General features: G+C 53.2%; 22 protein-coding genes. 15 read left to right on the top strand and 7 right to left on the bottom strand.

What is annotated here, in order from left to right; all coding sequences use genetic code 11:
• Positions 1–25: 25 nt before the first annotated feature.
• The 5 genes from BN4609_RS12160 (at position 26) to uxuA (ending at position 5,454) form a co-directional block, all read left to right on the top strand.
• Complete coding sequence (locus tag BN4609_RS12160; RefSeq protein ID WP_068856895.1) at positions 26–1,066, top strand: sugar kinase; 1,041 nt, start codon at positions 26–28, stop codon at positions 1,064–1,066.
• Positions 1,067–1,089: 23 nt separating this feature from the next.
• Positions 1,090–1,761: a bifunctional 4-hydroxy-2-oxoglutarate aldolase/2-dehydro-3-deoxy-phosphogluconate aldolase gene (locus BN4609_RS12155; RefSeq protein WP_021994366.1), complete on the top strand. Its 672-nt coding sequence runs from the start codon at positions 1,090–1,092 to the stop codon at positions 1,759–1,761.
• 62 nt (positions 1,762–1,823) lie between these two features.
• Entirely contained in the window at positions 1,824–3,242 is a 1,419-nt protein-coding gene (locus BN4609_RS12150) for an MFS transporter (protein WP_084791615.1), read from the top strand.
• A 105-nt stretch (positions 3,243–3,347) separates the two neighbouring features.
• On the top strand, positions 3,348–4,157 hold the full coding sequence (locus tag BN4609_RS12145) for an SDR family oxidoreductase (protein ID WP_021994364.1): 810 nt from the start codon (positions 3,348–3,350) through the stop codon (positions 4,155–4,157).
• Between the two features lie 124 nt (positions 4,158–4,281).
• Complete coding sequence (uxuA, locus tag BN4609_RS12140; RefSeq protein ID WP_068856893.1) at positions 4,282–5,454, top strand: mannonate dehydratase; 1,173 nt, start codon at positions 4,282–4,284, stop codon at positions 5,452–5,454.
• A gap of 203 nt (positions 5,455–5,657) precedes the next feature.
• Here uxuA and BN4609_RS12135 read toward each other — a convergent pair whose 3' ends face one another.
• Complete coding sequence (locus BN4609_RS12135; RefSeq protein ID WP_068856892.1) at positions 5,658–6,722, bottom strand: glycosyltransferase family 9 protein; 1,065 nt, start codon at positions 6,720–6,722, stop codon at positions 5,658–5,660.
• Between the two features lie 127 nt (positions 6,723–6,849).
• Positions 6,850–6,993 carry a hypothetical protein gene (locus BN4609_RS16640; RefSeq protein WP_164071685.1) on the bottom strand — a complete coding sequence of 48 codons (144 nt, stop codon included), beginning with the start codon at positions 6,991–6,993 and terminating at the stop codon, positions 6,850–6,852.
• Between the two features lie 384 nt (positions 6,994–7,377).
• Between BN4609_RS16640 and BN4609_RS12125 the strand changes: the two genes are divergently transcribed.
• The 3 genes from BN4609_RS12125 (at position 7,378) to rnc (ending at position 10,045) form a co-directional block, all read left to right on the top strand.
• Positions 7,378–7,614 carry an acyl carrier protein gene (locus BN4609_RS12125; RefSeq protein ID WP_021994360.1) on the top strand — a complete coding sequence of 79 codons (237 nt, stop codon included), beginning with the start codon at positions 7,378–7,380 and terminating at the stop codon, positions 7,612–7,614.
• 189 nt (positions 7,615–7,803) lie between these two features.
• Positions 7,804–9,066, top strand: a complete 1,263-nt coding sequence (gene fabF / locus BN4609_RS12120) for a beta-ketoacyl-ACP synthase II (RefSeq protein WP_021994359.1) — start codon at positions 7,804–7,806, stop codon at positions 9,064–9,066.
• Positions 9,056–10,045, top strand: a complete 990-nt coding sequence (gene rnc / locus BN4609_RS12115; protein ID WP_068856890.1) for a ribonuclease III — start codon at positions 9,056–9,058, stop codon at positions 10,043–10,045. The genes fabF and rnc overlap by 11 nt, the downstream gene beginning before the upstream one ends.
• Before the next feature lie 40 nt (positions 10,046–10,085).
• Here the strand turns inward: rnc and BN4609_RS12110 are convergent, their stop codons facing one another.
• Positions 10,086–10,520 (bottom strand): hypothetical protein, encoded by a 435-nt coding sequence (locus BN4609_RS12110; protein WP_164071684.1) that lies wholly within the window; start codon positions 10,518–10,520, stop codon positions 10,086–10,088.
• Positions 10,521–11,128: 608 nt separating this feature from the next.
• On the opposite strand from BN4609_RS12110, the gene BN4609_RS12105 reads away from it, so the two are divergent.
• From BN4609_RS12105 to BN4609_RS12100, 3 genes are all read left to right on the top strand, one after another.
• A complete protein-coding gene (locus BN4609_RS12105; RefSeq protein WP_068856888.1) occupies positions 11,129–11,572 on the top strand; it encodes an HU family DNA-binding protein in 444 nt (147 codons plus the stop codon).
• 38 nt (positions 11,573–11,610) lie between these two features.
• Positions 11,611–11,721, top strand: a complete 111-nt coding sequence (locus BN4609_RS16635; protein ID WP_021994355.1) for a smalltalk protein — start codon at positions 11,611–11,613, stop codon at positions 11,719–11,721.
• A gap of 373 nt (positions 11,722–12,094) precedes the next feature.
• Positions 12,095–14,122, top strand: coding sequence for a beta-L-arabinofuranosidase domain-containing protein (locus tag BN4609_RS12100; protein WP_068856991.1), 2,028 nt, complete (start codon positions 12,095–12,097; stop codon positions 14,120–14,122).
• A gap of 31 nt (positions 14,123–14,153) precedes the next feature.
• Here BN4609_RS12100 and BN4609_RS12095 read toward each other — a convergent pair whose 3' ends face one another.
• The gene (locus BN4609_RS12095; RefSeq protein ID WP_068856887.1) at positions 14,154–14,453 is read right to left on the bottom strand and encodes a nitrous oxide-stimulated promoter family protein; all 300 of its coding nucleotides are present in this window, start codon (positions 14,451–14,453) and stop codon (positions 14,154–14,156) included.
• Between the two features lie 675 nt (positions 14,454–15,128).
• Here BN4609_RS12095 and BN4609_RS12090 point away from each other — a divergent pair.
• Together BN4609_RS12090 and BN4609_RS12085 are read left to right on the top strand one after the other, a co-directional pair.
• Positions 15,129–16,112, top strand: a complete 984-nt coding sequence (locus tag BN4609_RS12090; protein ID WP_084791614.1) for a DNA cytosine methyltransferase — start codon at positions 15,129–15,131, stop codon at positions 16,110–16,112.
• Positions 16,057–16,914, top strand: coding sequence for an NgoMIV family type II restriction endonuclease (locus tag BN4609_RS12085; RefSeq protein WP_068856886.1), 858 nt, complete (start codon positions 16,057–16,059; stop codon positions 16,912–16,914). Before BN4609_RS12090 ends, BN4609_RS12085 begins: the two co-directional genes overlap by 56 nt.
• A gap of 313 nt (positions 16,915–17,227) precedes the next feature.
• Here the strand turns inward: BN4609_RS12085 and BN4609_RS12080 are convergent, their stop codons facing one another.
• Complete coding sequence (locus BN4609_RS12080; protein ID WP_021992349.1) at positions 17,228–17,584, bottom strand: DUF2023 family protein; 357 nt, start codon at positions 17,582–17,584, stop codon at positions 17,228–17,230.
• Between the two features lie 92 nt (positions 17,585–17,676).
• A complete protein-coding gene (fldA, locus tag BN4609_RS12075) occupies positions 17,677–18,186 on the bottom strand; it encodes a flavodoxin FldA (RefSeq protein ID WP_021992350.1) in 510 nt (169 codons plus the stop codon).
• A 705-nt stretch (positions 18,187–18,891) separates the two neighbouring features.
• Here fldA and BN4609_RS12070 point away from each other — a divergent pair.
• Positions 18,892–19,773 (top strand): MBL fold metallo-hydrolase, encoded by an 882-nt coding sequence (locus tag BN4609_RS12070; protein WP_068856885.1) that lies wholly within the window; start codon positions 18,892–18,894, stop codon positions 19,771–19,773.
• Between the two features lie 1,167 nt (positions 19,774–20,940).
• On the opposite strand, the gene BN4609_RS12065 is transcribed toward BN4609_RS12070, so the two are convergent.
• A complete protein-coding gene (locus BN4609_RS12065; RefSeq protein WP_068856884.1) occupies positions 20,941–21,864 on the bottom strand; it encodes an AraC family transcriptional regulator in 924 nt (307 codons plus the stop codon).
• Positions 21,865–22,912: 1,048 nt separating this feature from the next.
• Between BN4609_RS12065 and BN4609_RS12060 the strand changes: the two genes are divergently transcribed.
• Complete coding sequence (locus tag BN4609_RS12060; protein WP_068856883.1) at positions 22,913–25,588, top strand: leucine-rich repeat domain-containing protein; 2,676 nt, start codon at positions 22,913–22,915, stop codon at positions 25,586–25,588.
• Positions 25,589–25,652: the final 64 nt, after the last annotated feature.

The following is a 25,652-nucleotide window of genomic DNA, read 5'->3' as shown; positions in this document are numbered from 1 at the left end:
CATACATATATAAACACAGACACATATGGCAAAGATTGTGACTTTCGGAGAGATAATGCTGCGTCTCGCCACTCCGGGATACCTGAGGTTTGGTCAGACAGACCTGCTGAGCGCCACTTTCGGAGGCGGAGAGGCTAATGTGGCGGTGTCGCTGGCAAACTATGGCATGGACGTGGAGTTCGTCACACGCCTGCCCGAAAACGACATAGCGCAGGCATGCGTAAGAGACCTGCGCAAGCATGGGGTGAAGACAGACAACATAATATACGGCGGCACGCGCATGGGAATATATTTTCTGGAGACAGGCGCGGTGGCTAGAGCGAGCAAGGTGGTTTATGACAGGGCTCACTCCGCCGTGTCTGAGATAGAGCCGGGAATGATAGACTGGGACAAGGTGATGGAAGGCGCGGAGTGGTTTCACTGGACCGGCATAACGCCTGCCGTCAGTCAGGGCGCGGCTGACGTGTGTCTGGAGGCTATAAAAGAGGCAAACAGACGGGGAATGACCGTGTCGTGCGACCTTAACTACAGGAAAAACTTGTGGAAATACGGCAAGACGGCGGCTCAGGTGATGCCCGCGCTGGTGGAAGGATGCGACGTGATACTCGGCAACGAGGAGGACGCCGAGAAGGTGTTCGGCATAAAGCCGGAGGGCTTCGACGCCACAGCGACAGACGGCAACGTGCGCGCGGACGAGTTCGAGAGCGTGTGCGAGCAGCTCATGCGGCGTTTTCCGAGAGCAAGGAAAGTGGTGATCACGCTGCGGGGGTCGGTGAACGCCAACCACAACACGTGGGGTGGGGTGCTCTACGACGGCAAGAGGCTCTGGCAGTCGCCGCGATATGACATCACGCACATTGTGGACCGTGTGGGAGGAGGCGACTCTTTCATGGGCGGACTGATATACGGCATGATGACACGTCCGGACGACGACGCCTACGCACTCGGCTTCGCGGCTGCCGCGTCGTGCCTGAAGCACACCATATACGGCGACTATAACGAAGTGAGCGTGAGCGAGGTGGAGAACCTGATGAGGGGCGACGGCTCGGGACGTGTATCAAGATAAGAACATAAAAAACATAATCGGATATGGCTAAATTCAGCAAACTGCATGTGCTGGACACCATCCGCCGGACCGGCATGGTGCCTGTATTCTACGACAGCGACGCCTCTGTGGCGTGCCGCGTGCTTAAAGCGTGCTACGACGGAGGGGTGAGGGCGTTCGAGTTCACCAACCGTGGCGACTTCGCGCTGGAGGTGTTCACCGCACTGATGAAGTACTGCCGGAGGGAGTGTCCGGAAATGATTCTCGGCGCAGGATCGGTGGTTGACGCCCCGACAGCCGCGCTTTTTCTGCAGAACGGAGCCGACTTCGTGGTGGGACCATACCTCAACGCCGATGTGGCACGGCTCTGCAACCGCCGCCTCGTGCCCTATACGCCGGGATGCGGATCGGCGACAGAGATAGGGACGGCGCACGAGCTGGGATGCGACCTCGTGAAGATATTCCCGGCGGGAAGCGTGGGCGGACCGTCTTTCGTGAAAAACCTGCTGGCTCCGCTGCCGTGGACCATGATAATGGCGACGGGTGCCGTGGAGCCGACAGAGGAGAACCTGACGGCATGGATGAAGGCTGGCACGACATGCGTGGGCATGGGCTCGAAGCTGTTTCCAAAAGACCGCATAGACGCAGGCGACTGGAACAGCATAACGGAGAAGTGCCGATACGCTCTCGACATAATACAACGCGCAAGGAAATGACAATGACCAACTACACGAAAACCTGAGACATGAACATGACCGGCAACACAACGACACAGAAAATGACCAACTACAGATGGACCATCTGCATAATGATGTTCCTCGCACTCACCGTGAACTATCTCGACCGGCAGGTGCTCTCGCTCACGTGGGACGAGTTCATAAAGCCCGAGTTCCACTGGAACGAGATAAACTACGGATATGTCACAGCCACATTCTCCATAGTATATGCCATAGGAATGCTCTTTGCCGGACGGGCGGTGGACTGGCTCGGGACAAAGGCGGGATTCATGTGGTCCATCGGCATATGGTCGGCTGGAGCATGTCTGCACGCTTTGTGCGGTGTAGCCACCGAACTGTGCGTGGGGCTGGAGGACAAGACGCAGCTCATAGCAGCCACGGGCGACATGGCGGTGGTTATTGCCACAGTGAGCATGTATTTCTTTCTTGCGGCGCGCTGCGTGCTTGCCATCGGCGAGGCAGGCTATTTCCCGGCGGCGGTGAAGGTCACGGCTGAGTATTTCCCCAAGCGCGACAGGGCGTTCGCCACGTCCATATTCAACGCCGGAGCGTCCATCGGCGCGCTCATAGCACCGCTCACCATCCCGCTGCTTGCGAAGCGTTGGGGATGGGAGATGGCGTTTGTCATCATCGGTGTGATGGGTTTCGTTTGGATGGGATTCTGGGTGTTCATGTACAAACCGCCACGTGAGAGCAGGTTTGTCAATGACGCCGAGCTTGAATACATCGAACAGGACAAGAGGCTGGAAGCCGGTATGATGGCGGAGCAGCCTGCTTCCAGAGGCGAGAAAAAGATGCCGCTGTGGCAGTGTTTCAGATACAGGCAGACGTGGGCGTTCGTGCTCGGCAAGTTCTGCACGGACGGTGTGTGGTGGTTTTTCCTTTTCTGGACACCATCATATCTCAACACCCAGTTCGGCATAAAGACATCCGAAGGGCTCGGCATGGCTCTCATCTTCACGCTCTATGCCATCACCATGCTGTCGCTATGGGGCGGAAAGCTGCCCACGATATTCATCAACCGCACCGGCTCCAACCCGTATGCCGCCCGCATGAGAGCCATGCTCATCTTCGCGTTCGTGCCGCTTGTGGTGCTCTTCGCACAGCCGCTCGGCACTCTCTCGCCGTGGTATCCGGTGGTGCTCATAGGTCTGGGCTGCGCGGCTCACCAGTCGTGGTCGGCAAACATTTACACAACCGTGAGCGACATGTTCCCCAAAAAGGCGATAGCCACCGTGACTGGCATAGGCGGAATGGCGGGAGGCGTAAGCTCGATGCTCATGCAGACGTGTGCGGGCAACCTGTTCGTGTATGCCGACAACGTGCAGCTTGAGTTTATGGGATTCACCGGCAAGCCGGCAGGATACTTCATAATATTCTGCATCTGCTCCGTGGCTTATCTCGTGGGATGGACCATAATGAAGACTCTTGTGCCTAAGTACAAGCTCATAACTGACTGACACGCACCCTGCGACGCCACCGTACGCATCACGCACAGGGCTGTGGCGCGGAACAGGGCAGGTGTCTGTAAAAGATTATAAGAAGAGGAAAATAAACTGAAAAATATGAATTTGTTTAGCGTAAAAGACAGGGTTATCGTCATAACCGGAGCGACCGGAGTGCTTGGACGAGCCATGGTGAGCCATTTCGCGGAAGAAGGCGCGAAGGTGGTGATGCTCGGACGCAACGTCCAGAGAGGCACACAGATAGCCGAGAAAGCCCGCGCGGCAGGCGGAGAGGCGGTGTTCCTCGCCACCGACGTGCTCGACAGGACAAGGCTGGAGGGCAGCTACGATGCCATAATGAACATGTACGGACGCATAGATGTGCTGATAAACGCAGCCGGAGGCAACATGCCGGGAGCGACGATAGCACCGGACAAGACGTTCTTCGACCTCGACACGGATGCCGTGAGGCAGGTTGTCGACCTCAATCTTTTCGGCACCGTGCTGCCTACAATGGTTTTCGCACAGGCTATGGTGAGGCAGAAGGCGGGCTCGATAATAAACATAGCGTCGGAGGCGGGACTGCGTCCGCTGACGCGCGTGGCAGGATATGGCGTGGCGAAGGCGGCGGTGATAAACTTCACCAGATACATGTGCGGCGAGCTGGCTGCAAAGTTCGGACCGGGACTGCGCGTGAACGCAGTGGCTCCAGGATTCTTCCTCACGGAGCAGAACCGCACGCTGCTCACAGACAAGGACGGCAACCTGACGAAGCGCGCCGAGACAATCATCGCCCACACTCCTTTCGGACGCTTCGGCGAACCGGAGGAGCTGTTGGGCACACTGCAGTGGCTTGCCAGCGACGCATCACGGTTCGTCTCCGGCACGGTGACTGTGGTGGACGGCGGTTTCGACGCTTTCTCCATATAATAATCATAAAAACGGAAGATAGGACATTACTGTCCGGCACGCCATATACGTGGCATGCGCATGCGGGACAGTATAAGGCTTGATGAGAAACTGTTTTAACAAAACTACAAAACATTCAGGAATCATGTATTTATGCAGACAGTCGTGGCGATGGTACGGACCGGACGACCCGGTGAGCCTGTGGGACATACGGCAGGCAGGAGCCACAGACGTGGTGCACGCACTGCACCATATACCCAACGGAGAAGTGTGGAGCACAGACGAGATAATGCGGAGAAAGAAGCTCATAGAGGAGGCAGGACTCGTGTGGAGCGTCGTGGAGAGCGTGCCTGTGCACGAGGACATAAAGACGCGGACGGGCGACTTCATGCGCCATATAGACAATTACAAGACTACACTACGCAATCTGGCGGAGTGCGGCATACGGTGCGTGACATACAACTTCATGCCTGTGCTCGACTGGACACGCACGGACCTGGCGTTCACAATGCCCGACGGCTCAAAGGCTCTGCGCTTCGAGAAGGCGGCGATGATGGCGTTCGACCTCTTCATCCTGAAAAGACAGGAGGCTGAGGAAGAATATACCGACACGGAGAAAGAGGCTGCCCGTGAGTGCTACGAGCGCATGACGGAGGAGGAGAAACGTGTCCTCACGCGCAACATAATAGCAGGTCTGCCCGGAGCGGAGGAGAGTTTCACACTCGAACAGTTCAGAACCGCACTGCGGCGCTACCAGGGCATCGGTGCCGAGAGGCTGCGCGACAACCTTGTCTTTTTCCTTTCGGAAATCGCGCCTGTGGCAGACGAGACCGGCACAAGCCTCGTGATACATCCCGACGACCCGCCTTTCCCGCTCTTCGGACTGCCGCGCATCCTCTCCACGGCAGACGACTTCAGGCTGCTCACGGAACGTGTGCCCAACCCGTCGAACGGACTTTGTCTGTGCACAGGCTCGTTGGGAGTGCGCGCCGACAACGATCTGGTGGCGATGATGTATGAATTCGGCGACCGCATAAACTTCGTACACCTGCGCAGCACGCACCGCGACGACGACGGAAACTTCTACGAGGCGAACCATCTGGAGGGCGATGTGGACATGTACGGAATGATGAAGGCACTGCTGGAGGTGCAGCAGAGGCGCAAGGTGTCTATACCGGTGCGCCCCGACCACGGGCATCAGATGATAGACGACCTGCACAAACACACCAATCCGGGATACTCCTGCATAGGACGTCTGCGCGGACTGGCAGAGCTGCGGGGGCTCGAACGCGGCATCGCGATGTCGCTATTCGGATAGGACACACAGGGAAGAGTCATGCGGCGGACACAATGTCTCTGGACGACCGGAGCGTCGCGTGAATAACATATAAATATGTGCATAGCCACATATACCTTATAATACTACCTTACGAAGCGGAAAACAACTTATTAAAACAAAGAGGAGATGCCTGACCCGGCATCTCCTCATTTTATATTTATGACCTTATGATGTTTCCGCTCCTACACTCCGCCATACCGCACAAGCACGCGGTCTACGCTGTCGGCGACCCTTCCTGGCTCTATCGACGTAAGGCATGCGTAGTCACCCCGCAGACACGGTCTGTTGCCGGAGATGCTGCAAGGGCGGCATGACAGGTCTGCCTGCACCACGTCATCGGCACGCTGACGCCATCCGGTGTATCCAGCGAGCGGATGAGTGGCTCCCCACACGCTCACCACCGTGGCTCCGGCAATCGACGCGAGATGCATGGCGGCACTGTCCATGCTAAGCATCACGTCGAGATGACTCATGAGTACAAGCTCGTTGTAAACCGACCCGAGCACGGCGGAGGCGTTGATGCAGTTCTTGCGGCTGTCCGCCATGGCGTCGAGCGCGAGCCTTTCCCTCTCGCTGCCGTCACCGAACAGGAATATGCGGCACGACGGATGACGGCGCGTAAGCTCGTCTATCACACCCTCCATGAGCGGCAACGGATAGGTCTTTCCCTGATATGCGCCGAACGGAGCTATGCCTATCCATTGCTGGAACGGCTTTTTCTCGCCCACGAGAGGTGAGATGAGGCGTATGTTTCCGCCTGTGGGAGGGAACATTGAATCGAACTCCATGTCGACCGGATAACCCAGACGCGCAAGCACATCGGCATACAGTTCGAACACCGAAGGCAGCTGCACCAGCTGTTTGCCGGTGGTGGCTACAAGCTGGCGACGCTCGCGCCGGTGCTTGTCTATGTGCTCCACGCGGTAGCGGTCGATGTTGAAGCGCATGCGGAGATAGCCTGAACGCAGCACGTTGTGCAGGTCGGCGATTGCCGTGAACTGCTTGGCTGTGAGCCGACGGTAAAGAGCGTTCAGTCCCTTCACGCCACGGTATTCGTTTTTAAGGTCGGCTTCCATGAAGCCTACGTTCGGTGCCATGCTGTCGAAAAGCACTCTTGCGAAAGGGCTGCTGAGCACAGTGATGCGCAGATGAGGGTAGCGTCGTGCCAGCGACCATACCAAAGGCACCGTCATTGCCACATCTCCCAGCCCCGAGAATCTCATTATCAGAAGGTGATCGGTTTTCATGCCGTCTTTGATGATGTTGTTTATAATATGAGTGAACGTGCTTGTTTGCCGTATAACACGTGATTCATGGACTGACCGTCATACATTCTCATCTGTCTGTACACCCTCATACGCCTGAGCCACGCGGCTACGCCACCGGGCAGGGTTTCTGCCGCCGGCATGACGACTTGCCTCTGTCCGTGAAGCACGACGAGCCTTGCCATGCGTTTCTTGCATGGTAGCCGTCTGTCGCCAGACAGAACACGCGGCTGCGGATTTGTGTGAATGACATTGTGTTTAGATTTAAATGTAATAAGTGACGTCCTCCTGCCGCCATGCCGCACGTATGTCTCCAAAAGCCCGCGCAGGCGGCACATGTACGTGCAAATTTAACTCAAAAGGGTCAAATGTGCAAATAAATAAGGCTATTTTTCACACTTCGCGCCACCAGACACGCTGATACACAGCGATGTGTGTTCCCGAACGCGGACATACCATGATGATTATCAGGCTGGAAGAACAAAACGACGGCATTTTTTGCACAATCGTTATAGGTTTGTGCAAAGAAGTGTCGATTTTTCAAAAAAATATTTGTCTATGTAAATAAAAAGTTGTTCCTTTGCACCGATTTAGGAAAATAAGAAGATTATTTACAAACACTTTAAAATTTAAAATTATGTCAGAAATCGAATCTAAAGTAAAAGCCATTATCGTTGACAAACTCGGTGTTGATGAAGCAGACGTAAAGCCGGAAGCAAGTTTTACTAACGACCTTGGTGCAGACTCCCTGGACACTGTTGAGCTCATCATGGAATTCGAGAAAGAGTTCGGCATTTCCATTCCGGACGATAAGGCTGAAAAGATAGCTACTGTAGGCGACGCAATCAGCTACATCGAGGAAAATACAAAATAAGCTTTACTGAAGTTTATTCTTTATGGCTTATGGTAAATGAACCGTAATTTCATTCCGATTTTGACATTGCCGGTGTTTGTCGTTTCTTATGACAAATATTCAAGACAAATGCCCCGCAGAATGAAATTACAGGTATGCGTTCACCATAAACCATAAATTTTTTTATTCTAACATAATCATACTAATATAATGGAATTGAAAAGAGTAGTAGTAACAGGTCTTGGTGCTGTCACACCGGTGGGAAACAACGTCGAGGAGACATGGAACAACCTCGTGGCAGGAAAAAGCGGTGCTGCTCCCATTACACAGTTTGATTGTTCCAAATTCAAGTCACAGTTCGCATGCGAGGTGAAAAACCTCAACATAAACGACTACATCGACCGCAAGGAAGCGCGGAAGATGGACCGTTACACGCAGTTTGCCATCATATCGGCAATGCAGGCGGTGAAAGACAGCGGCATGAATCTGGAGACAATAGACAAGAACCGTGTGGGTGTGGTATTCGGTGTAGGCATAGGCGGTATCAAGACATTCGAGGACGAAGTGTCTTACTACGCACAGAACAAAGAGAACGGACCTAAATTCAATCCTTTCTTCATTCCGAAAATGATTGCAGACATCGCGTCCGGACACATATCCATCATGTATGGCTTCCACGGCCCCAACTATACGACGACATCGGCATGCGCCTCATCGACAAACGCGCTGGCCGACGCCTTCAACCTCATACGCCTGGGCAAGGCTGACATGATTGTGAGCGGCGGAGCAGAGGCTGCCATCTGCGCATGCGGAGTGGGCGGATTCAACGCCATGCACGCGCTCTCCACACGCAACGACGACCCTGAGCACGCATCACGCCCGTTCAGCGCAAGCCGCGACGGATTCGTCATGGGAGAGGGCGCAGGATGCCTCATACTTGAGGAACTGGAACATGCCAAGGCACGCGGAGCGAAGATATACGCCGAGATGGTGGGCGAGGGCATGAGCGCAGACGCACACCACATCACAGCGTCACACCCCGAGGGACTGGGCGCAAAGCTCGTGATGGAAGCCGCTCTTGAAGATGCCGGACTCAAACCGGAGGACATCGACTACATCAACGTGCACGGAACATCAACCCCCGTGGGCGACGTGTCTGAGGCAAAAGCCATAAAGGAAGTGTTCGGAGAGGCTGCATACAGACTGAACATCAGCTCCACAAAGTCGATGACAGGCCACCTGCTCGGCGCCGCAGGAGCTGTGGAGGCAATGGTGTCCGTACTCTCCGTGAAGAACGACATCGTACCTCCCACAATCAACCACGACGAGGACGACAAGGACGAGAACGTGGACTACAACCTCAACTTCACTTTCAACAAAGCACAGAAAAGAGAAGTGAGAGCCGCACTGAGCAACACATTCGGTTTCGGAGGTCACAACGCATGCGTAGTTTTCAAGAAATATGCTGAATAACATCATAGACCGGATAAAGCTCCCGTTCCGTAAGGAAAAGGAGCTTTATCTGTCTTTATACAGGATTATAGGATTCTATCCGCACGACATTTCGCTCTACAAGCTCGCACTGATGCACAAAAGCATGTTCAAGCGCAACGAGAAAGGAAAGCCGGTGAACAACGAGAGGCTCGAGTTTCTCGGCGACGCGATTCTCGACGCGACCGTAGGCGACATCGTATACCGGCATTTCCCCGGAAAGCGCGAGGGATTCCTGACAAACACGAGGAGCAAGCTCGTACAGCGGGAGATGCTCAACAGACTGGCACAGGAGATGGGCATAAACCAGCTGATACGCTACAGCAGCCACGGATCGTCGCACAACAGCTACATGGGAGGCAACGCCTTCGAGGCTCTCGTGGGAGCCATCTATCTCGACCGGGGCTACGACGCCTGCATGAGGTTCATGAAGAAGCGCATCCTGAGCGAGATGATCAACATCGACAAAGTGGCATACCGCGAGGTGAACTTCAAAAGCAAGCTCATCGAATGGAGCCAGAAGAACAGGGTGATGCTCGAGTTCAAGATAATAGAACAGAAAAAAGACGAGCAGGGAAGTCCTGTCTTCAGATATACAGTAGAGATAGAAGGCATCGCCGGATGTGAGGGTACGGGCTACAGCAAAAAGGAAAGCCAGCAGATGGCATCGAAGCTCACGCTGACAAGACTGCGCAAGGAACCGCAGTTCATCGACGAGATCTTCGCAGCCAAGACCAGCCGCACAAAGATGGAGGAAGAGCCCACCGCAGCCCTGCCACAGACGGAGGAACGCGGCGAGGAAAGACCTTTGCAGCAGAAAGAGGCTGCCGCCGGCACGCACTCTTCCGCAGACGACGACAACGAGTTCGACCTGAGCAACATCAGCATGAAGCGTCTCGGAAGGGAAGACATCATAGCACGCGCAGAGGCGATGGCTTACGCAGGCAACGAAACCGCCTGACTCCGCCGGAGAGACACGGCACACGCCGTGCCGGCACGTGTCAGGCGCGTAAGTGCCATACCCAAAGCCGAGGCGCCATACGCATGCCGTACGCCACTATAAGGTACACCTGGGCACACCGCACAACGACATCACACGATACCGGAAAAACATGCATGAATATGCAGCGCGCGTCACCTGAAAGTGAATAAACATCCAGCGCATACTCCACATTACTCGCTTTTTTCCACGCAACGGCATCCCACGCCGCAAATACGCCATTCTCGCGCACATCGCGCACCTCTCTGTGGCACAGCCGCTTGCGCCGTTCCGTCGTCCGGGCGTCGCATTTCAGGTCCGCGAAAAAGGCTCTTCCGCATCGCAGGAAAGGCTTTTCCGCACCACGGAAAGTCCTCTTCCGCACATCAGAAGACACCGTCTCGCGCCACAGGAAAGCCCGTTCCGCACCGTTCCGCTGGTTTTTCCCATCCGCCACTGCACACCTTCCATTACGGAAAAGCCCGTTCCGCATCCTCCGGAACACCGCCTCCGGACTCCCGGCATTCTATTTCAGGATTTCCGGCTGTCAAAATTTTTTACTTCCACACTGCATATTTATTCATTTCTCCACGCCGTCCTACCCTGCCGGCAACAGCCATCCGTCAGCCCCCATCCCCACGCCTCACCGCCGTAACACAGCCCGCAGGCTGCACAGCCGTGAAAAGACACGCTTCCCATAGACATCTTACAACATACCCCGATGTATACACCCCAACACTATTGACAACCGTCCGGCAATTCATTACCTTTGCATCGCATTCAGGGAAAATCCCATGCGGAGGACACTCTTTCACGCAAGATAACGCTGCCGGACGCAATGATGGCATACCGTCATACCGCCTTACGCGGCTTGTCTTGAGAAAAGAAACAGTCATGCGGCGCAGACCTCACACCCGATGTAGTACGAGGCGCGCACCGAGCCACAGCCGGCACGGCTCACGCACGCCACGCCCGGGCACACTGAAGGTGTGACTCAGGCACCGCCCGACAACAGTCTCTCCTTAATAATCAAAACCAACAAAACACAAAGAAAGGAAAAACACTATGGCAGTAAAGTACAAAATCTATCAGAGCAAGCGTAACGACAGGTTCAAAGGAAGATGGTATGCCCGCGCCGTGCACGAGGGAACGGTGACCACCGACGACCTCGCCGACATCATGCAGGACAACTGCACCGTGAAACGCTCGGACATCCTCGCCGTCATAAGCGAGCTGGTGGAGGTGATGCGCACGCAGCTCCAGAACTCGATGAGGGTGAAGCTCGACCGCTTCGGAACGTTCAAGCTGGGCATATCCACCACATCCGCCGAGAAGGCGAAGGACTTCACGCCGGGCGCCAACATCAAAGGCATACACGTGCTCTTCCAGCCCGAGCTGAAGATCGACGCCAAGGGCAACCGCATACAGAGCTTCATCTACGGAGCGAAGGTGCAGGAGGCTTTGCCATACGACATCGAGAAGGAGCCCGAGACAGAAGAGAACGTATAACCGGAAACACAAATCAAACATAACATAAACTGTACAACATGAGCAAAAAGAACAACAACCTGTGGACTGTCATCATGAAAGTGCTGATTGCCGTCGCTACAACCATCATCGGCGCGATAGGCGTGCAGGAGGCGGGAAATGACGAATGAGAACCTTGAACGGGTGATACTCGTTCTGAGAATAATAATCATGCTGGCGACACTCATAGCTGCAATAAGCTGCTCGGTGGCGTTGTGCTGACCCAACCTTGCGGGACATCCGCCGGAACAATGCTCCGGCGGATGTCTTTTTCTTATTCTACAAGACATCGTGAAAGGCAGGGAAAAGCCTTATATGTTTCTTTTTTCGGATAAATATGACGCCATTTGTGAAATTTGTCCCTACCATAAGGCGTCATTAAGGATTTATATTAGTATATTTGCCATACTGTTGCCGCACGCTCCGCCACGCATGGCGGGAAGCCCACAGGCGGCAACATGCCTGCACAGAATAACCGATAACCATATAACCTTGCAACTTATGATGAAGAAATTCTTAGCTATCTCCGCTTTCGTCGCAGTGGCGTCAGCGGTTCAGGCGGCATCGGGCGACACCGCACCGTGCTACTCCAACAACCGCGCACCGCTCCTGCAGAAACCCTACATAGAGCTTCCGCTGGGCAGCATACGCGCCAAAGGCTGGCTCCTCGAGATGCTCCGACGGCAGAAGGACGGAGCCTCCGGACAGATGGACACGCTCTATCCCGAGGTGATGGGGCAGCGCAACGGGTGGCTTGGAGGCGACGGCGACCAGTGGGAACGCGGTCCTTACTGGATAGACGGACTCCTGCCGCTTGCCTATATCCTCGACGACAAGGAACTGAAGAAGAAAGTGCAGCCGTGGATAGAATGGACGTTGAAGAGCCAGAGGGAGGACGGCTACTTCGGACCGGCAAAAGACTACGGCTACGAACCGGGTCTGCAGCGCGACAACTCAGCCGACTGGTGGCCCCGCATGGTGGTGCTGAAGATAATGCAGCAGTACTATTCCGCCACGCAGGACAGGCGTGTCGTCGATTTCATGACAAGATATTTCCATTACCAGCTCGCCACTCTGCCCTCCAAACCTCTCGGCAACTGGACGTTCTGGGCGGAATACCGCGCATGCGACAACCTGCAGGCGGTGTACTGGCTTTACAACATAACGGGCGACGAGGAGCTGCTCAGGCTTGCCTCGTTGCTGCATTCCCAGGGCTACGACTTCACCGGAATGTTCTTCGACGGCAAAGAACTGACAAGCATGGGAGGCATCCATTGCGTCAATCTGGCGCAGGGACTGAAGGAGCCAGTGATATATTACCAGCAGTCGAAGGACGAGAAATATCTGCGTGCCGTGAAGAAAGGACTGTCCGACCTGCGCCGTTTCAACGGACAGCCGCAGGGCATGTACGGCGGTGACGAGCGTCTCCACGGCAACGTGCCCACACAAGGCTCGGAGCTGTGTTCGGCAGTCGAGATGATGTTCTCGCTCGAGAAGATGATGGAGATAACGGGCGACATGTCGTTCGCGGGCCATCTTGAGCGCGTGGCTTTCAACGCCCTGCCCACCCAGATAACCGACGACTTCATGTACAAACAGTATTTCCAGCAGGCAAACCAGGTGATGATAACGCGCCACAGACGCAATTTCTATGAGGAGGGCACGCACAAAGGCACCGACATAGTGTTCGGAACGCTCTCCGGCTATCCGTGCTGCTTCTCCAACATGCACCAAGGCTGGCCCAAGTTCACGCAGAGCCTGTGGTACGCCACACCCGACAACGGACTGGCGGCGCTGGTTTATTCGCCTTCTGAAGTGACGGCACTGGTGGCTGACGGACGCAAGGTGACGGTGAGCGAGGAGACCGCCTATCCCATGGACGGGACTATAAGGATGACCGTGCGCCTACATTCCAAGGCTGACCGCAAGTCGGGCGTGAGCTTCCCGCTAAGTCTCCGCATACCCGAATGGTGTGACGGGGCAGATGTGAGAGTGAACGGCGAGGCTCAGAAGATCACCGGAAACGTGCTGCGGATAGACCGCGTGTGGCGCGAAGGCGACGTTGTCACCCTGTCGTTCCCTATGCACATATCCACAAACGCATGGCATGAGGGAGCCGTCTCCATAGAGCGCGGACCGCTGGTCTACGGTCTGAGGATGGAGGAAGAGTGGAAGAAGCGCGAGTTCCCTGAGAATGAGAGGGCGCAGTTCGGCAGATATTACTATGAGGTGACATCGCCTTCAAAATGGAACTACGGCATTCTTAACGCCGACCTTAACAAAGGCGAGAACGCAGCCAAGGTGATAATAGACGAGGAGAAGCTCAAAGGCAGTTATCCGTGGAATCTGGAGAACGCGCCCATACAGATAAAGCTGAAGGCTAAGGAACTCACACACTGGCAGCTGTACAACGAGATGGCTGGTCCCACACCGTTCCACGGCTGTCCCACCGAAAGCCCGGTGGAGGAGATAACACTCATCCCCTACGGCTGCACGACGCTCCGCATAAGCGAGTTCCCGGTAGTTTACTGAAGACCGTACGCTCTGCCCGCCGCCTCCGCCGTCACCTTCCGAGCATATGGCGGATGGCGGCAAGCGGAGCGAAGAATATCATGCGCGGTCCAGTCCAGCGCATCACACGCCTTATCATCTCGCGCTGCGTCGGAGCGTAACAGTGGGTCTTGCAATACTGGCACGCCCTCTTCGACTCCCCGTAGCGGCAGCGCGAAAGCCTTGCCGAGGCGTAGTCGCACAGCCGGACATACTCTTCGGGCATCTCCTTGAGGTGCAGCCGGTGGCGGCAATAAAGCTCCACCATCATCCGAACCGTCCTTTTCTCACGTTCTATACGGTTTTTCTTCATACTTCTATCACATTTTCAACGCATCATGAATAAATTGGCAAATATAGTGAAAGGCGAGAGCAACGACAAGACGGAGAAACATCGTTTCTACAGTCTTGGCACTGCCGAGCCGCATCCTATATTATACAAATATGCCTAAAGGCGAGAGCAACGACAAGACGGAGAAACATCGTTTCTACAGTCTTGGCACTGCCGAGTCGCATCCTATATTATACAAATATAGTGAAAGGCGAGAGCAACGACAAGACGGAGAAACATCGTTTCTACAGTCTTGGCACTGCCGAGCCGCATCCTATATTCTACAAATATAGCGAAAGGCGAGAGCAGCAGCAAGACGGGAAAACAACGTTTTCACGCGATTGATGTTGCCGAGCCGCATCCTATATTATACAAATATAGCGAAACTCTCCATATTTCAGATGAATTTAGAAAAAATAATGTAAGCTATTAGGATTTCTGGGAGATACGCAGTATACTCTACATCATTGACATGTGCCTTGAAGACGATTTGATAATAGTTAAATAGAAAATAATACTTCCTTCCATTGCGCGTTTCTGATGCAGAACAGATGGAAATCAACAAAAGAGAAACACAAAAAAAATTATATTATACCAAACTTTTAATGCAGAAAGAAGAATAAATAAGTACCTTTGTCATCCAATAAACAGGAAATCATGTATAAATCCATAGAAATATGCGCTGGAGCAGGAGGACAAGCCTTAGGGCTTGAGAATGCCGGTTTTTCTCATGTGGCATTGGTTGAATATGAGAAAGACTACTGTGAGTGCTTGAAAAAAAACCGTCCAAATTGGGACGTGCACTGTATGGACGTACATTATTTTGACGGCTATCCATATCAAGGACAAATAGACTTGCTTTCTGGAGGAGTCCCTTGTCCGCCTTTCAGTGTGGCAGGAAAGCAACTGGGAAAGGACGACGAGCGCGATCTCTTCCCACAAATGTTACGTCTTGTGCACGAGATTAAACCTCGCACGGTTATGATTGAGAATGTCAGAGGACTGCTTGATTCCAAATTCACCACTTACAGAAACCATGTATTACAGACTCTGTCTGATTATGGCTATAATACCCACATACAATTATTGAACGCATCTGATTACGGTGTACCTCAGTTACGGCCAAGAGTCGTTATTGTCGGTATTCATAAGAGTCTGACCGATTTTTTTGATTTTCCTGATAAGAAGCCGGAAAAGACTCGAACCGTTGGAGAAACTCTTTATGACCTGATGTCATCCAACGGATGGCAGTATGCAAATGAATGGAAAGCGAAAGCCGATAAAATAGCACCTACCATAGTGGGTGGAAGCAAAAAACATGGAGGTCCCGATTTGGGTCCCACGAGGGCGAGAAAAGCATGGGCGGATATTGGAGTAGACGGAAAAGGAATAGCAGATGAAGCCCCTGATACCGACTTTCGAGGAATGCCCAGGCTCACACCTCGAATGCTTGCCAGATTACAAGGATTCCCTGATGAATGGGACTTCGGAAAGCGAAAGACAGCAGCTTGCCGGATGATAGGCAATGCCTTTCCGCCTCCGGTAGCTATGAATGTAGGTCTACAAATAAAAAAAATATTGGAATATGAACGCACTCATCACAAAAGCGAGAAAAAATTATCATCAAGAATTACTGTCTAACGGTGTGCTTACAGTAGACACAAGAGGTATACCAAGTAATGCTGACAGCTCATCCAAACTGTCCATCAGTATAGCACGAGGAATAGCAGACCAATTAATGGCTGAGGTACAAGAAAAAACAGTAGGACAAACTTCCGGAGCAAAGTTTGAGCAAATCAATATGCAATTCCTATCAGAAACCTTCCCAAAACTACAGAATCTTCGTCCAGGGAAATGGCACATCGTCAAGCTTGGCAACCGCAATGCCATGAAGACAAGCAGTTTCTCCCAATACGAACATCTGGAATATCTTAACCTGCTAATGCACAACGACGCACGTCTTGCCGCCAGTATAGGAAATGACTATATGGTGGCTCCCGATGTGGTCATTTACCGTGAAACAGAAACAGACGAAGTCATCAATGAACATACGGTCATCGTTGATGAAAATATCTGCCGATTAGCTGACTTACGGAAAAGCAACGGAGGTCTGCCGATACTACATGCCTCCATATCAGCAAAGTGGACAATGCGTAGCGACCGTGCACAAAACAGCCGTACGGAAGCCTTAGGACTTATCCGAAACAGGAAGGGACACCTTCCGCATATTGTTGTCGTAACTGGAGAACCAATGCCGGCGCGTCTCGCATCCCTTGCCCTTGGTACAGGTGATATTGACTGTGTCTATCATTTTGCCCTCTATGAACTGGTGCAAGCTGTAAAAGAAGCACAGGCTGAAGATTCCATTGAATTACTTGACATGTTGATTCAGGGAAAGCGCCTAAAGGATATCAGCGATTTACCTTTAGACCTAACAGTTTGATGGTTAAAATTTTGAATACAGAGGAATAAAAACTGTACGAAAAACACATGAGCTGTTATTGTTCCTGATTGCCGCAAAATACTTTTGAGATAAAGTGTTATTTGAAATCATAGGAAATATGACGGTTCGAAACAGTCCGGCTGATTATTACTATTGTCCGTTCCCACGCGAGTTTTATCCAATCTGTTGAGGGGCAAATTAAACCTGCCTGATTAAAAACAAATATACAAAAAACATGTCCGGAACATGTGATTCCGGACATGTTTTTATTCTTTCACGTCTCAGCCATAGTCCTTACGTGGCACATTGCCGTTCAGCTCGTGCCCCTCTCCTTGCGCAGACAATAGCGTTCGCACTGCGCGCAGATGTCATATCCGAGCATGGCTCCGAGTATGAAGTCCTCCTCCGGAGTAAGTTGGTTGAGCGGACGGTCCACCATCCGCCTTATGGCATGAATGCACTCCCTCTTTCCGAAGAACAGGTTCACCTTTCTGCTGTCCACCGGCTGCACCATGAAGTCGATGTTCTGCCTCCGCAGACGGCTCACCGCCGCCTCCTCATACTTTCGGTTCACCGTGAAGAGCACCATCTGTCTCACGCCCTTCTTCAGCTCATATATATGATTCATGAACACCTTCAGTTCGGTGGGATGTATCTCAGTCCGCTCCATTGTCTTGTCTTTCCTCCTTTCCTTATGCCTCATTGTAAGTATGCGCGGCGCATGAGTGACGCCTTCTCCCTGTGTCCGCGGCGCACGGAGGGTCAGCCTATCTCAGCCTTCACAGCCTCCGCCCACGCGCCGATACGCCCGTCGGTGAGGTCGCTCTCGTTCACATCGTCTATGGCAAGACCCACGAAACAGCCGTCGACAACCGCCGTGGACGACTCGAACGTATATCCGTCAACAGACACTCCTCCGCCCGCGAACGTGCAGCCGCTGTCCTTCAGACCCTCATACAACGCGCCCAAGGCGTCGCAGAACGTGTCGCCGTACGACTCCGAGTCGCCGCAACCGAAGAGAGCCACAGTCTTGCCCTGCAGTCCGGTTTTCCTCAACAGCTCCAGAGCGTCATACCAGTCGTCCTGCAACTCACCGCATCCCCATGTGGAGCTGCCGAGCACCAGCACGTCATAACCGGCTATCATGTCTGCCGTAAGGTCAGCCACGTTGTGCACGTCGGCACTGTCCACACCAAGCCGCACGGCTATCCGTCCGGCTATATCCTCGCACGTTCCGGTGCTCGAACCATAAAAAACTCCTGTCTTCTTCATACCGTCAAGTTATGTTTTAATGTAAAAATTCAAACTGATGTCCATCGTCCGCCGCATCCTCCGGAATCCTCGTGCGATACCTCAGGAGCCGGACGTATCATCATCAGCTGCAAAATTAATGCACCGCAGACAGTTGTGAAATACCCAATTGTTGCGATTTTTCACACCGTAAAGTCGATTACAGTCATCACATATCGCTACACCATGCCAGAAGAAAAGGCTGCGTAATGACGTCAGACTGTACGTTCTGTCGTACAACATCTACCATGTATCACATCACCACGTCCGTCCGCCAAGGAAACTCCCGTCCCCACATCCTCCCTCGCACACACAATGGCGGTTCAACCCGAATCGGTCATCAGACCGTCATAGCGTTTTTTACTCATTTGCAGAACTCTTCATCCCTCTTCCGCACTGCTGCCGTCATATTGTCTCCCGCTTTTTCCCGATGTAGCCCGCTACATCTTCGATAAAAGCAGAAACCAATCTGACTGACAGCAGTACTAAATAAGGATGAAGTCTGATAACCTATTCGGGTTCAAATGAAAAAAAACCGCAAAATATTTCCGATTATAGCTCATTTTGCTTATTTTTGTCCTGGAACACGGGCATGCCGCAACGACATGCCACGTCGGTGCATACCATAATGCGAATCCTGCCCGGCACAAGGCAGGGAACAGTATCAACACACAACACTAAAAAGCTATGAAAAGAATAAAACCAGCAAGCCTCATCCTTGCCGCAGCCACGATGATCGCCTTCACGGCGTGTGACGGAAACTCCGGAAAGGCTGGCGGCGACTCGGGCATACTGCCGCAGGGCATCACAATGATGACCATCGACTCAGCCAGTCTCACATCCTTCCGCGACAACGCGGAAGAAAGACGCATGCCGAACAGCCTGTTCTACGGCAAGAACGACTCCGACAGCATTAACATACTCTCCCCCGAGGGCAGCGTGCCTTCGTCCATAAGCTGCTTCCTCATAGAGAAGAAAGGGAAGAAAATGCTGTTCGACACGGGCAACGGAACGGACAGGGGAGGACGCCTTCTGGCTCTGCTCGACTCCATGGACATCAAGCCCACTGACATCGACTACGTTATGATAACCCACTTCCACGGCGACCACATAGGCGGACTCATGCGCGACGGCAAACCCGTATTCACGCAGTCGGAGGTGTATGTGCCCGAAGAGGAGTACGACTACTGGATAACCAACGCCCGCAGAGTGAAGAAGGAGCACCGCGACAACGCAGCCTTCGCGGCATCGGTGATGAAGGCTTATGCCGGACATCTGCACCGGTTCGCCTACACCGACGCGCTCCCACTTGGCGTGAAAGCGTTGCCCGCACCGGGACATACGCCCGGACACACGGTATATCAGGCAGGCAGACTGCTCGTCATAGGCGACCTCATGCACGGCTACGCACTGCAGATGCAGAACCCGAAGATATGCGCCGCCTACGACATGGACCGCAAGAAGGCTGTCGAGTCGAGGGAGAAGTACATCGGGTATGTGAAGGACAAGAAGCTGATAATGGCTGGCATGCACCTGCCCGGCAACGGTGTGATAGAAGAGCAGGAATGACACGGCGGCGGCACAATGCCTTCACGCCGCCACAACGCACACCCTCAACAATGCCGCTCCATGCCTCCCCACAGGAAAGGCGAGGACGGTATGCTATGCCTGCCGCATATTGCAAGAATATGCATGAATGGGAGTTGCGGAATGAATAATTATTCACCGCAACCTCAGAATACCGCCGTTTTTGCACGCGAATGGTTTTACGCATGCAAATTCGCGGCTCTCGTGCAGTTAAGACAACGCCCTGACAGCCAGCCGTTTGCGCTCCGCAACACATCCATAGGTGCTTTCCGCCATTGCAGGAAAGCCCGTTCCGCGACGCGAAAGAGGCTGTTCCGCCGCATCACACAGCCTTTTACGCACCGCAATACAGCCTTTTCCGCACCGTCACTGTGCACGATGTGCATCAGTAACCGTCCCGTTCGGGTATAAAAACATCGCAAAAAGCATCGCACTACTGTCCTCCCTAATGCCACACTCCCGTTTTTCCGGCATCACCGTTTTCTGTTCCGCGATTTTCCATTGTCAAAATATTTTACTGTCGGAGTGTATATTTATGCATCCGCCGGGGGCGTAAAACCGTGCTGACAACAGTCACAAGGTGTCACGAAACGTCATGATGGCGCATGTATTTTTACCACCATACCGTGGCAGGCGGATAAGAACGCACGGCGGATGTGGGGGATATATGCATGCATATTGAGGGCGTCAGCCTTGTAGAGACGCAAGATTTTGCGTCTCACGAGGGAGGGGTGCGTTTGTTGGCAGCGTATTGTCGCGTGCGTATGTCGGCATGGGTAGGACGGGAGACGCAAGATTTTGCGTCTCTACTTTGGTTTGACTGCGTATAATAGGATATGTTGCTGTTGATGATAATGAGGGCGGCAGCATGTAGAGACGCAAAATCTTGCGTCTCACGAGGGAGAAGTGAGTATGTTGGCAGCGTATTATAGCATGCGCATGTTAGCATGGGTAGGACGGGAGACGCAAGATTTTGCGTCTCTACAAAGGAGGAATGCATTTGTTGGCAGCGTATTATAGCATGCGTATGTTGGCATGGAAGGGACGGGAGACGCAAGATTTTGCGTCTCTACTTTGGTTTGACTGCGTATAATAGGATGGTTTGCTGTTGATGACAATGGTGGCGGAGGCATGAAGGGTTGCGGTGTGTCACTCTCTTTTTTTCGCCGCGTCACGCCCCGTTTCCGTGCCCGCGTCCTTCACAAAACGCTCACGGTAGTTCTTTGGCGACACGCCCAGATGCTTCTTCACATATTTCCCGAAGAACGAGATGTTGGGAAAATCGAGGTCGCACGAAATCTCCTTCACCGACTTCCGCGTGTATCTCAGCATGTAGCTTATGTCCTTCACCACGTATGTGTCTATTATCTTGGATGCCGGACATCCGCTCACGCCGCTGCATACGGCAGTGAGATATTTGGGCGTGATGTGCAGTCTGCCGGCGTAGAAGCTCACGCTGCGCTTCTTGGGGCGCATGTCTGTGAGCATGTTGATGAAGTTGTTGAATATTGTCTCAGCCGAAGAGAACGTGTGTCCCTGCCGTTCGACGAACCTGTCCACCACATCGCCGAACTCGTAGAGAAACGCGAGCATGAGCGAACCGATGACTTCGGTGCGGTGTTTCCCAAGGTTCGACGCCACCTTCTTCTGCAAAAGGGCATGATACTGACAGAAAAGGGCGGCGTCCTTCTCGTCGAGCGAGAACACGGGATGGGTCTCGAACGCCATCTTGGCGTTCCAGTCGATGTTCACCATCGGCAGTATGCGCCTGAAGTAACCGGGCGAGATGGCTATGCTGCGGCACTGCATGCCGTCGCTCTTGCGTATGCCGCTCACTATCATGTCGGGCGGACAGATGAGCACGTCGTTCTTCCTCATTGTGTATGGCGTGCTGTTTATGCGGAACGAAATCTCCCCACCGGTGCACAGAACCATCACGTGGAAGTCGAACATGAAAGCGTCCTCTCCCTCCGAACCTCTAAGACTGTTGCCTATGGCTATGTCGCCGTCGTTGTATAACGTCTCCTTGCTGACCGCGTTGTCGGCAAGATTGATTTTCTTTATTCCGCTCATATCATTGCTTTATATGCCTGCAAATTTACCGTTCTTTTTCCTTCCGCCACACCGAAGGCGGTTTATATAATGATAAAAAATCAAGAAAAAGGTAAAAACAGAACAGTTGCAGCCACACTGTATGCAGTGGTTGAGGCAACGGGAGGGGCGCGCCTTTCACGCCGTCACGGGCATGCGCGCGCTGCCTGATAGCAACAACAGGGTATCGGCAGGCACGATTCGGGTGGCAGGACATGCTCCGAGGCACGTAAAATTCATTATTTCAAGGTATTGCGCGCTTACAGCCGAATGCTTAACTTTGCAAACGTATTTAGATTAATGGTGTTACTTTGCATAACTGAAGTTAATATCAGCTTATAGTTAAAGATACATAATGTTATTGTATAATCAGAAGAAAGCCGGCTGTGAAGTCGGCTTTTATGTTTTCATAAGCTCCTGAGTCCCGAGCCGCGCGCACGGTGCGTCGTGACAGACATGGAAAGGACGCGCAACGGAGGCGCGAGGGATGCGGCATGCGTCACAACGTAAGCAGCAAGAGGGCAGGCTGCAAGGAGTGGGAACTCTCCCGTGATGAGGGCATGGCAAAGGAACGCCTGCGTGACGCGACCGCTGTCTCAAAAGCATGGGAAAGGGGTGGGGAGGTTTTATTTTGGTTACATATAGTTTAAATTTAAATACAAATCATCCAACGGCATTCAAATAATAACTATATATGTAGAAGATTTGCGGCGTTCGGCAATGCAAGAGCAAGCTCTCATTGCGCTCTCTTGCGGCATCTTTGCATAAGATTTGCTGCGCTCGGCAATATAAGAGCAAGCTCTCATTGCACTCACTTGCGGAATCTTTGCATAAGATTTGCGGCGCTCGGCAATGCAAGAGCAAGCTCTCATTGCACTCTCTTGCGGCATCTTTGTAAAAGATTTTCCACACCAGGCAAATCATCAGAAACGCAGCGTGCACGCCACACCCGGCTTTGCGCTTCAGCACATCAACACGAAAACAGAGTCCGGACAGGAGCCGGGACCGGACATGACAAACCCAAAACAGTATGAAGCATTTTTTACAGTTTGCACAGTGTGCGGCAGGTCTTCTGTTGCTGTCGGTAACAGCTTATGCCGAACGTGTTGTCGTGGACGGCATAAACTATGAGACAAACGACGACAACTTCACTGCAACGGTGGTGGCTTCCGACGGCGAGCCTTATAAGGGCGCGCTCGTCATTCCGGCTTCCATCACATACAACAACCGGACCTATGACGTTACAAATATCGAAAGCACGGCGTTCTCATACAACGGTTTCATAACATCTGTAGACATCCATGCGCCTATAACAGAGACCGGGAGCATGTTCAGCGGATGCACGTCGCTCACGTCGGTAAGCCTGCCGGAGACTGTCACCACAATAGGCTCATACGCCTTCAGCGGCTGTACGTCGCTGGCGTCGTTCACCGTCGACAACAACATCAGCACCATAGGATACAGCGCGTTCGACGGGTGCGAGTCGCTGGAGGAGTTTGTCATCAAGGACGGCGACACTCCCATATCTCTCGACGACATGTCCACGATGCCGGTAAAGAGACTGCAGATAGGCAGGGAAATAAACTTCACGTCGTACTCCTCACCCAAATGGAACTCCTCGACACTTGAATACGCCACCATATCGGGCAACGTGAAGACCGTCCCCGACAATATGTTCAACATGTGCTCAAGCCTCAAATCACTGACAATAGGCGAGGGCGTGACAACCATAGGAGAGTGGGCGTGCTCCGGATGCACGTCGCTCACAGACATCACCCTGCCCGAAAGCGTGGACAGCATAGGCATGAACGCCTTCTCCTACTGCTCCTCTCTGGAGGAGATAACGGTTCCGTCAAAGATGGATTACCTGGCAAGCTCGCTCTTTGAGTATTGCTCCGCGCTGAAGAATGTGACTCTTCCGGAAGGGCTCAGGTGCATAGGCGAGAACGCATTCGGATGGTGTGAGGAGATAGACACGCTCAGGCTGCCCTCCACTCTGGAGACAATAGACCGCACCGCGTTCGCCGAATGCCGCGGTCTGGAGGCTATAATAATATGCCGGGGACTGAAGACGGTGGGCGACGGAGCGTTCGAGTCGTGCACGTCTCTGGAAAAAGTATACTACAAGGGGTCGCTGGAGGAATGGCTCGCGATAAGGATGGACGGCATGACATACGAGGAGGACACCTGTCCGCTGAGTTATGCCAAGGAGTTCTATGTGAACTATGGCACCGGCGACGAGCAGCTCGTGACTGACGTGACAATACCGGAAGGCGTGACGGACATAGGTCAGTTCGCGTTCGCAGGATACAAGGGACTGAGGAGTCTCACGGTGCCTGAAACGGTGAACAGCGTGGGATACATGGCGTTCAGCTATTGCATAAACCTCAACAACCTCGTGCTGCGCGCGCGAAACATAGGCGACTATGCCTTCTTCGCCACAAACCTGAAGACCGCCACAATAGGACCGAGAATGCGGAAGGTGGGCGTCATGGCGTTCAGACCCTATTATTCCAACAATCTGGAACGCACCGACTATGAGGGAACGCTGCCGGAATGGCTTGGCACAACCTTCGCCGACCCGGACGGCAACCCCTTCGTCAGACACGACTTCTATGTGGACGGCAAGCTCATAAGCGGACACCTGAGACTGCCCTGCAACTTTGCCAAGGCATACACCTTCTACGGATGTCCGGCAATAACATCCGTTGACGTGCCTTATATAGAGCCGAACATTGAACCTTATTCCTTTGCCGAAATGCCAAACATAACGTCGCTGAAGATAAACGGAGTGGAGCAGCTGAACGCGCCTGCCGCACTTGAGGCGGAGAACGGAGGCATAATACTGGGCGACGGAGCGTTCAGCGGATGCCCCAAGCTTGCTGACATTGACATCAATTTCGACCAGGTGGAGTATATCGGAGCCGGTGTCTTCGACCGCACGGCATGGTATGACAGCAAGCCTGACGGACTGATATACCTCGGCGACTTCGCATACAAATACAAGGGAGACATGCCTGAGGGCACAAGCGTCACCGTGGAAGACGGCACGAGAGGCATATGCGGCGGAGCGTTTGAATTCTGCCAGAACCTGACGGACATACGCCTGCCACAGTCGCTCACCTCAATAGGAGCCTCGGCGTTCAGCAACTGCACCGGACTTACAGGGATAGACCTGCCCGACGGAGTAAGCTCCATTGGCGCATACGCCTTCTCCGAATGCACCGGACTGACTGACGTGGAACTGCCCGACGCGCTGACCGAGGTAAGCGACGGTGTGCTTTACAACTGCACGTCGCTCAAATCGGTCACCATACCGGGCAATGTGACAAAGATAGGATCGCTGGCTGTATACTCCAACTCGATAGAGAAGCTTACGTGCCTCGCCGTTGTCCCGCCGGCACTACACATTCTCTTGCCCGACATCAACCCCGACGGGTCGGACTCGTTCGGACTGTCTTACAACACAAAGATATACATTCCCGAGGGCTCGCTTGAGGCTTACTGCAACGCGCCGGGATGGAGAATATGGGCTACATACTTCGAGGAGTTCGTCCCGTCCGGCATAAACGCTGTGGAGAACGCTAACGGCAACACATCCGAAAGACACTACGACATGTCTGGAAAGGCTGTACCGCCGACGGCAAAAGGTCTGCACATAGTGCGAGGAAGCGACGGAAAGACACGCAAGGTGATTGTACGCTGAACACGGATACAGCATATACCAATGCGGGTCAGGACTCCACCTACAGTCCTGACCCGCATTCTTC

It is taken from the genome of Leyella lascolaii (assembly GCF_900079775.1).
In the GTDB taxonomy this organism is placed as follows: domain Bacteria; phylum Bacteroidota; class Bacteroidia; order Bacteroidales; family Bacteroidaceae; genus Prevotella; species Prevotella lascolaii.
This window is presented reverse-complemented; position numbering and strand designations above follow the sequence as displayed.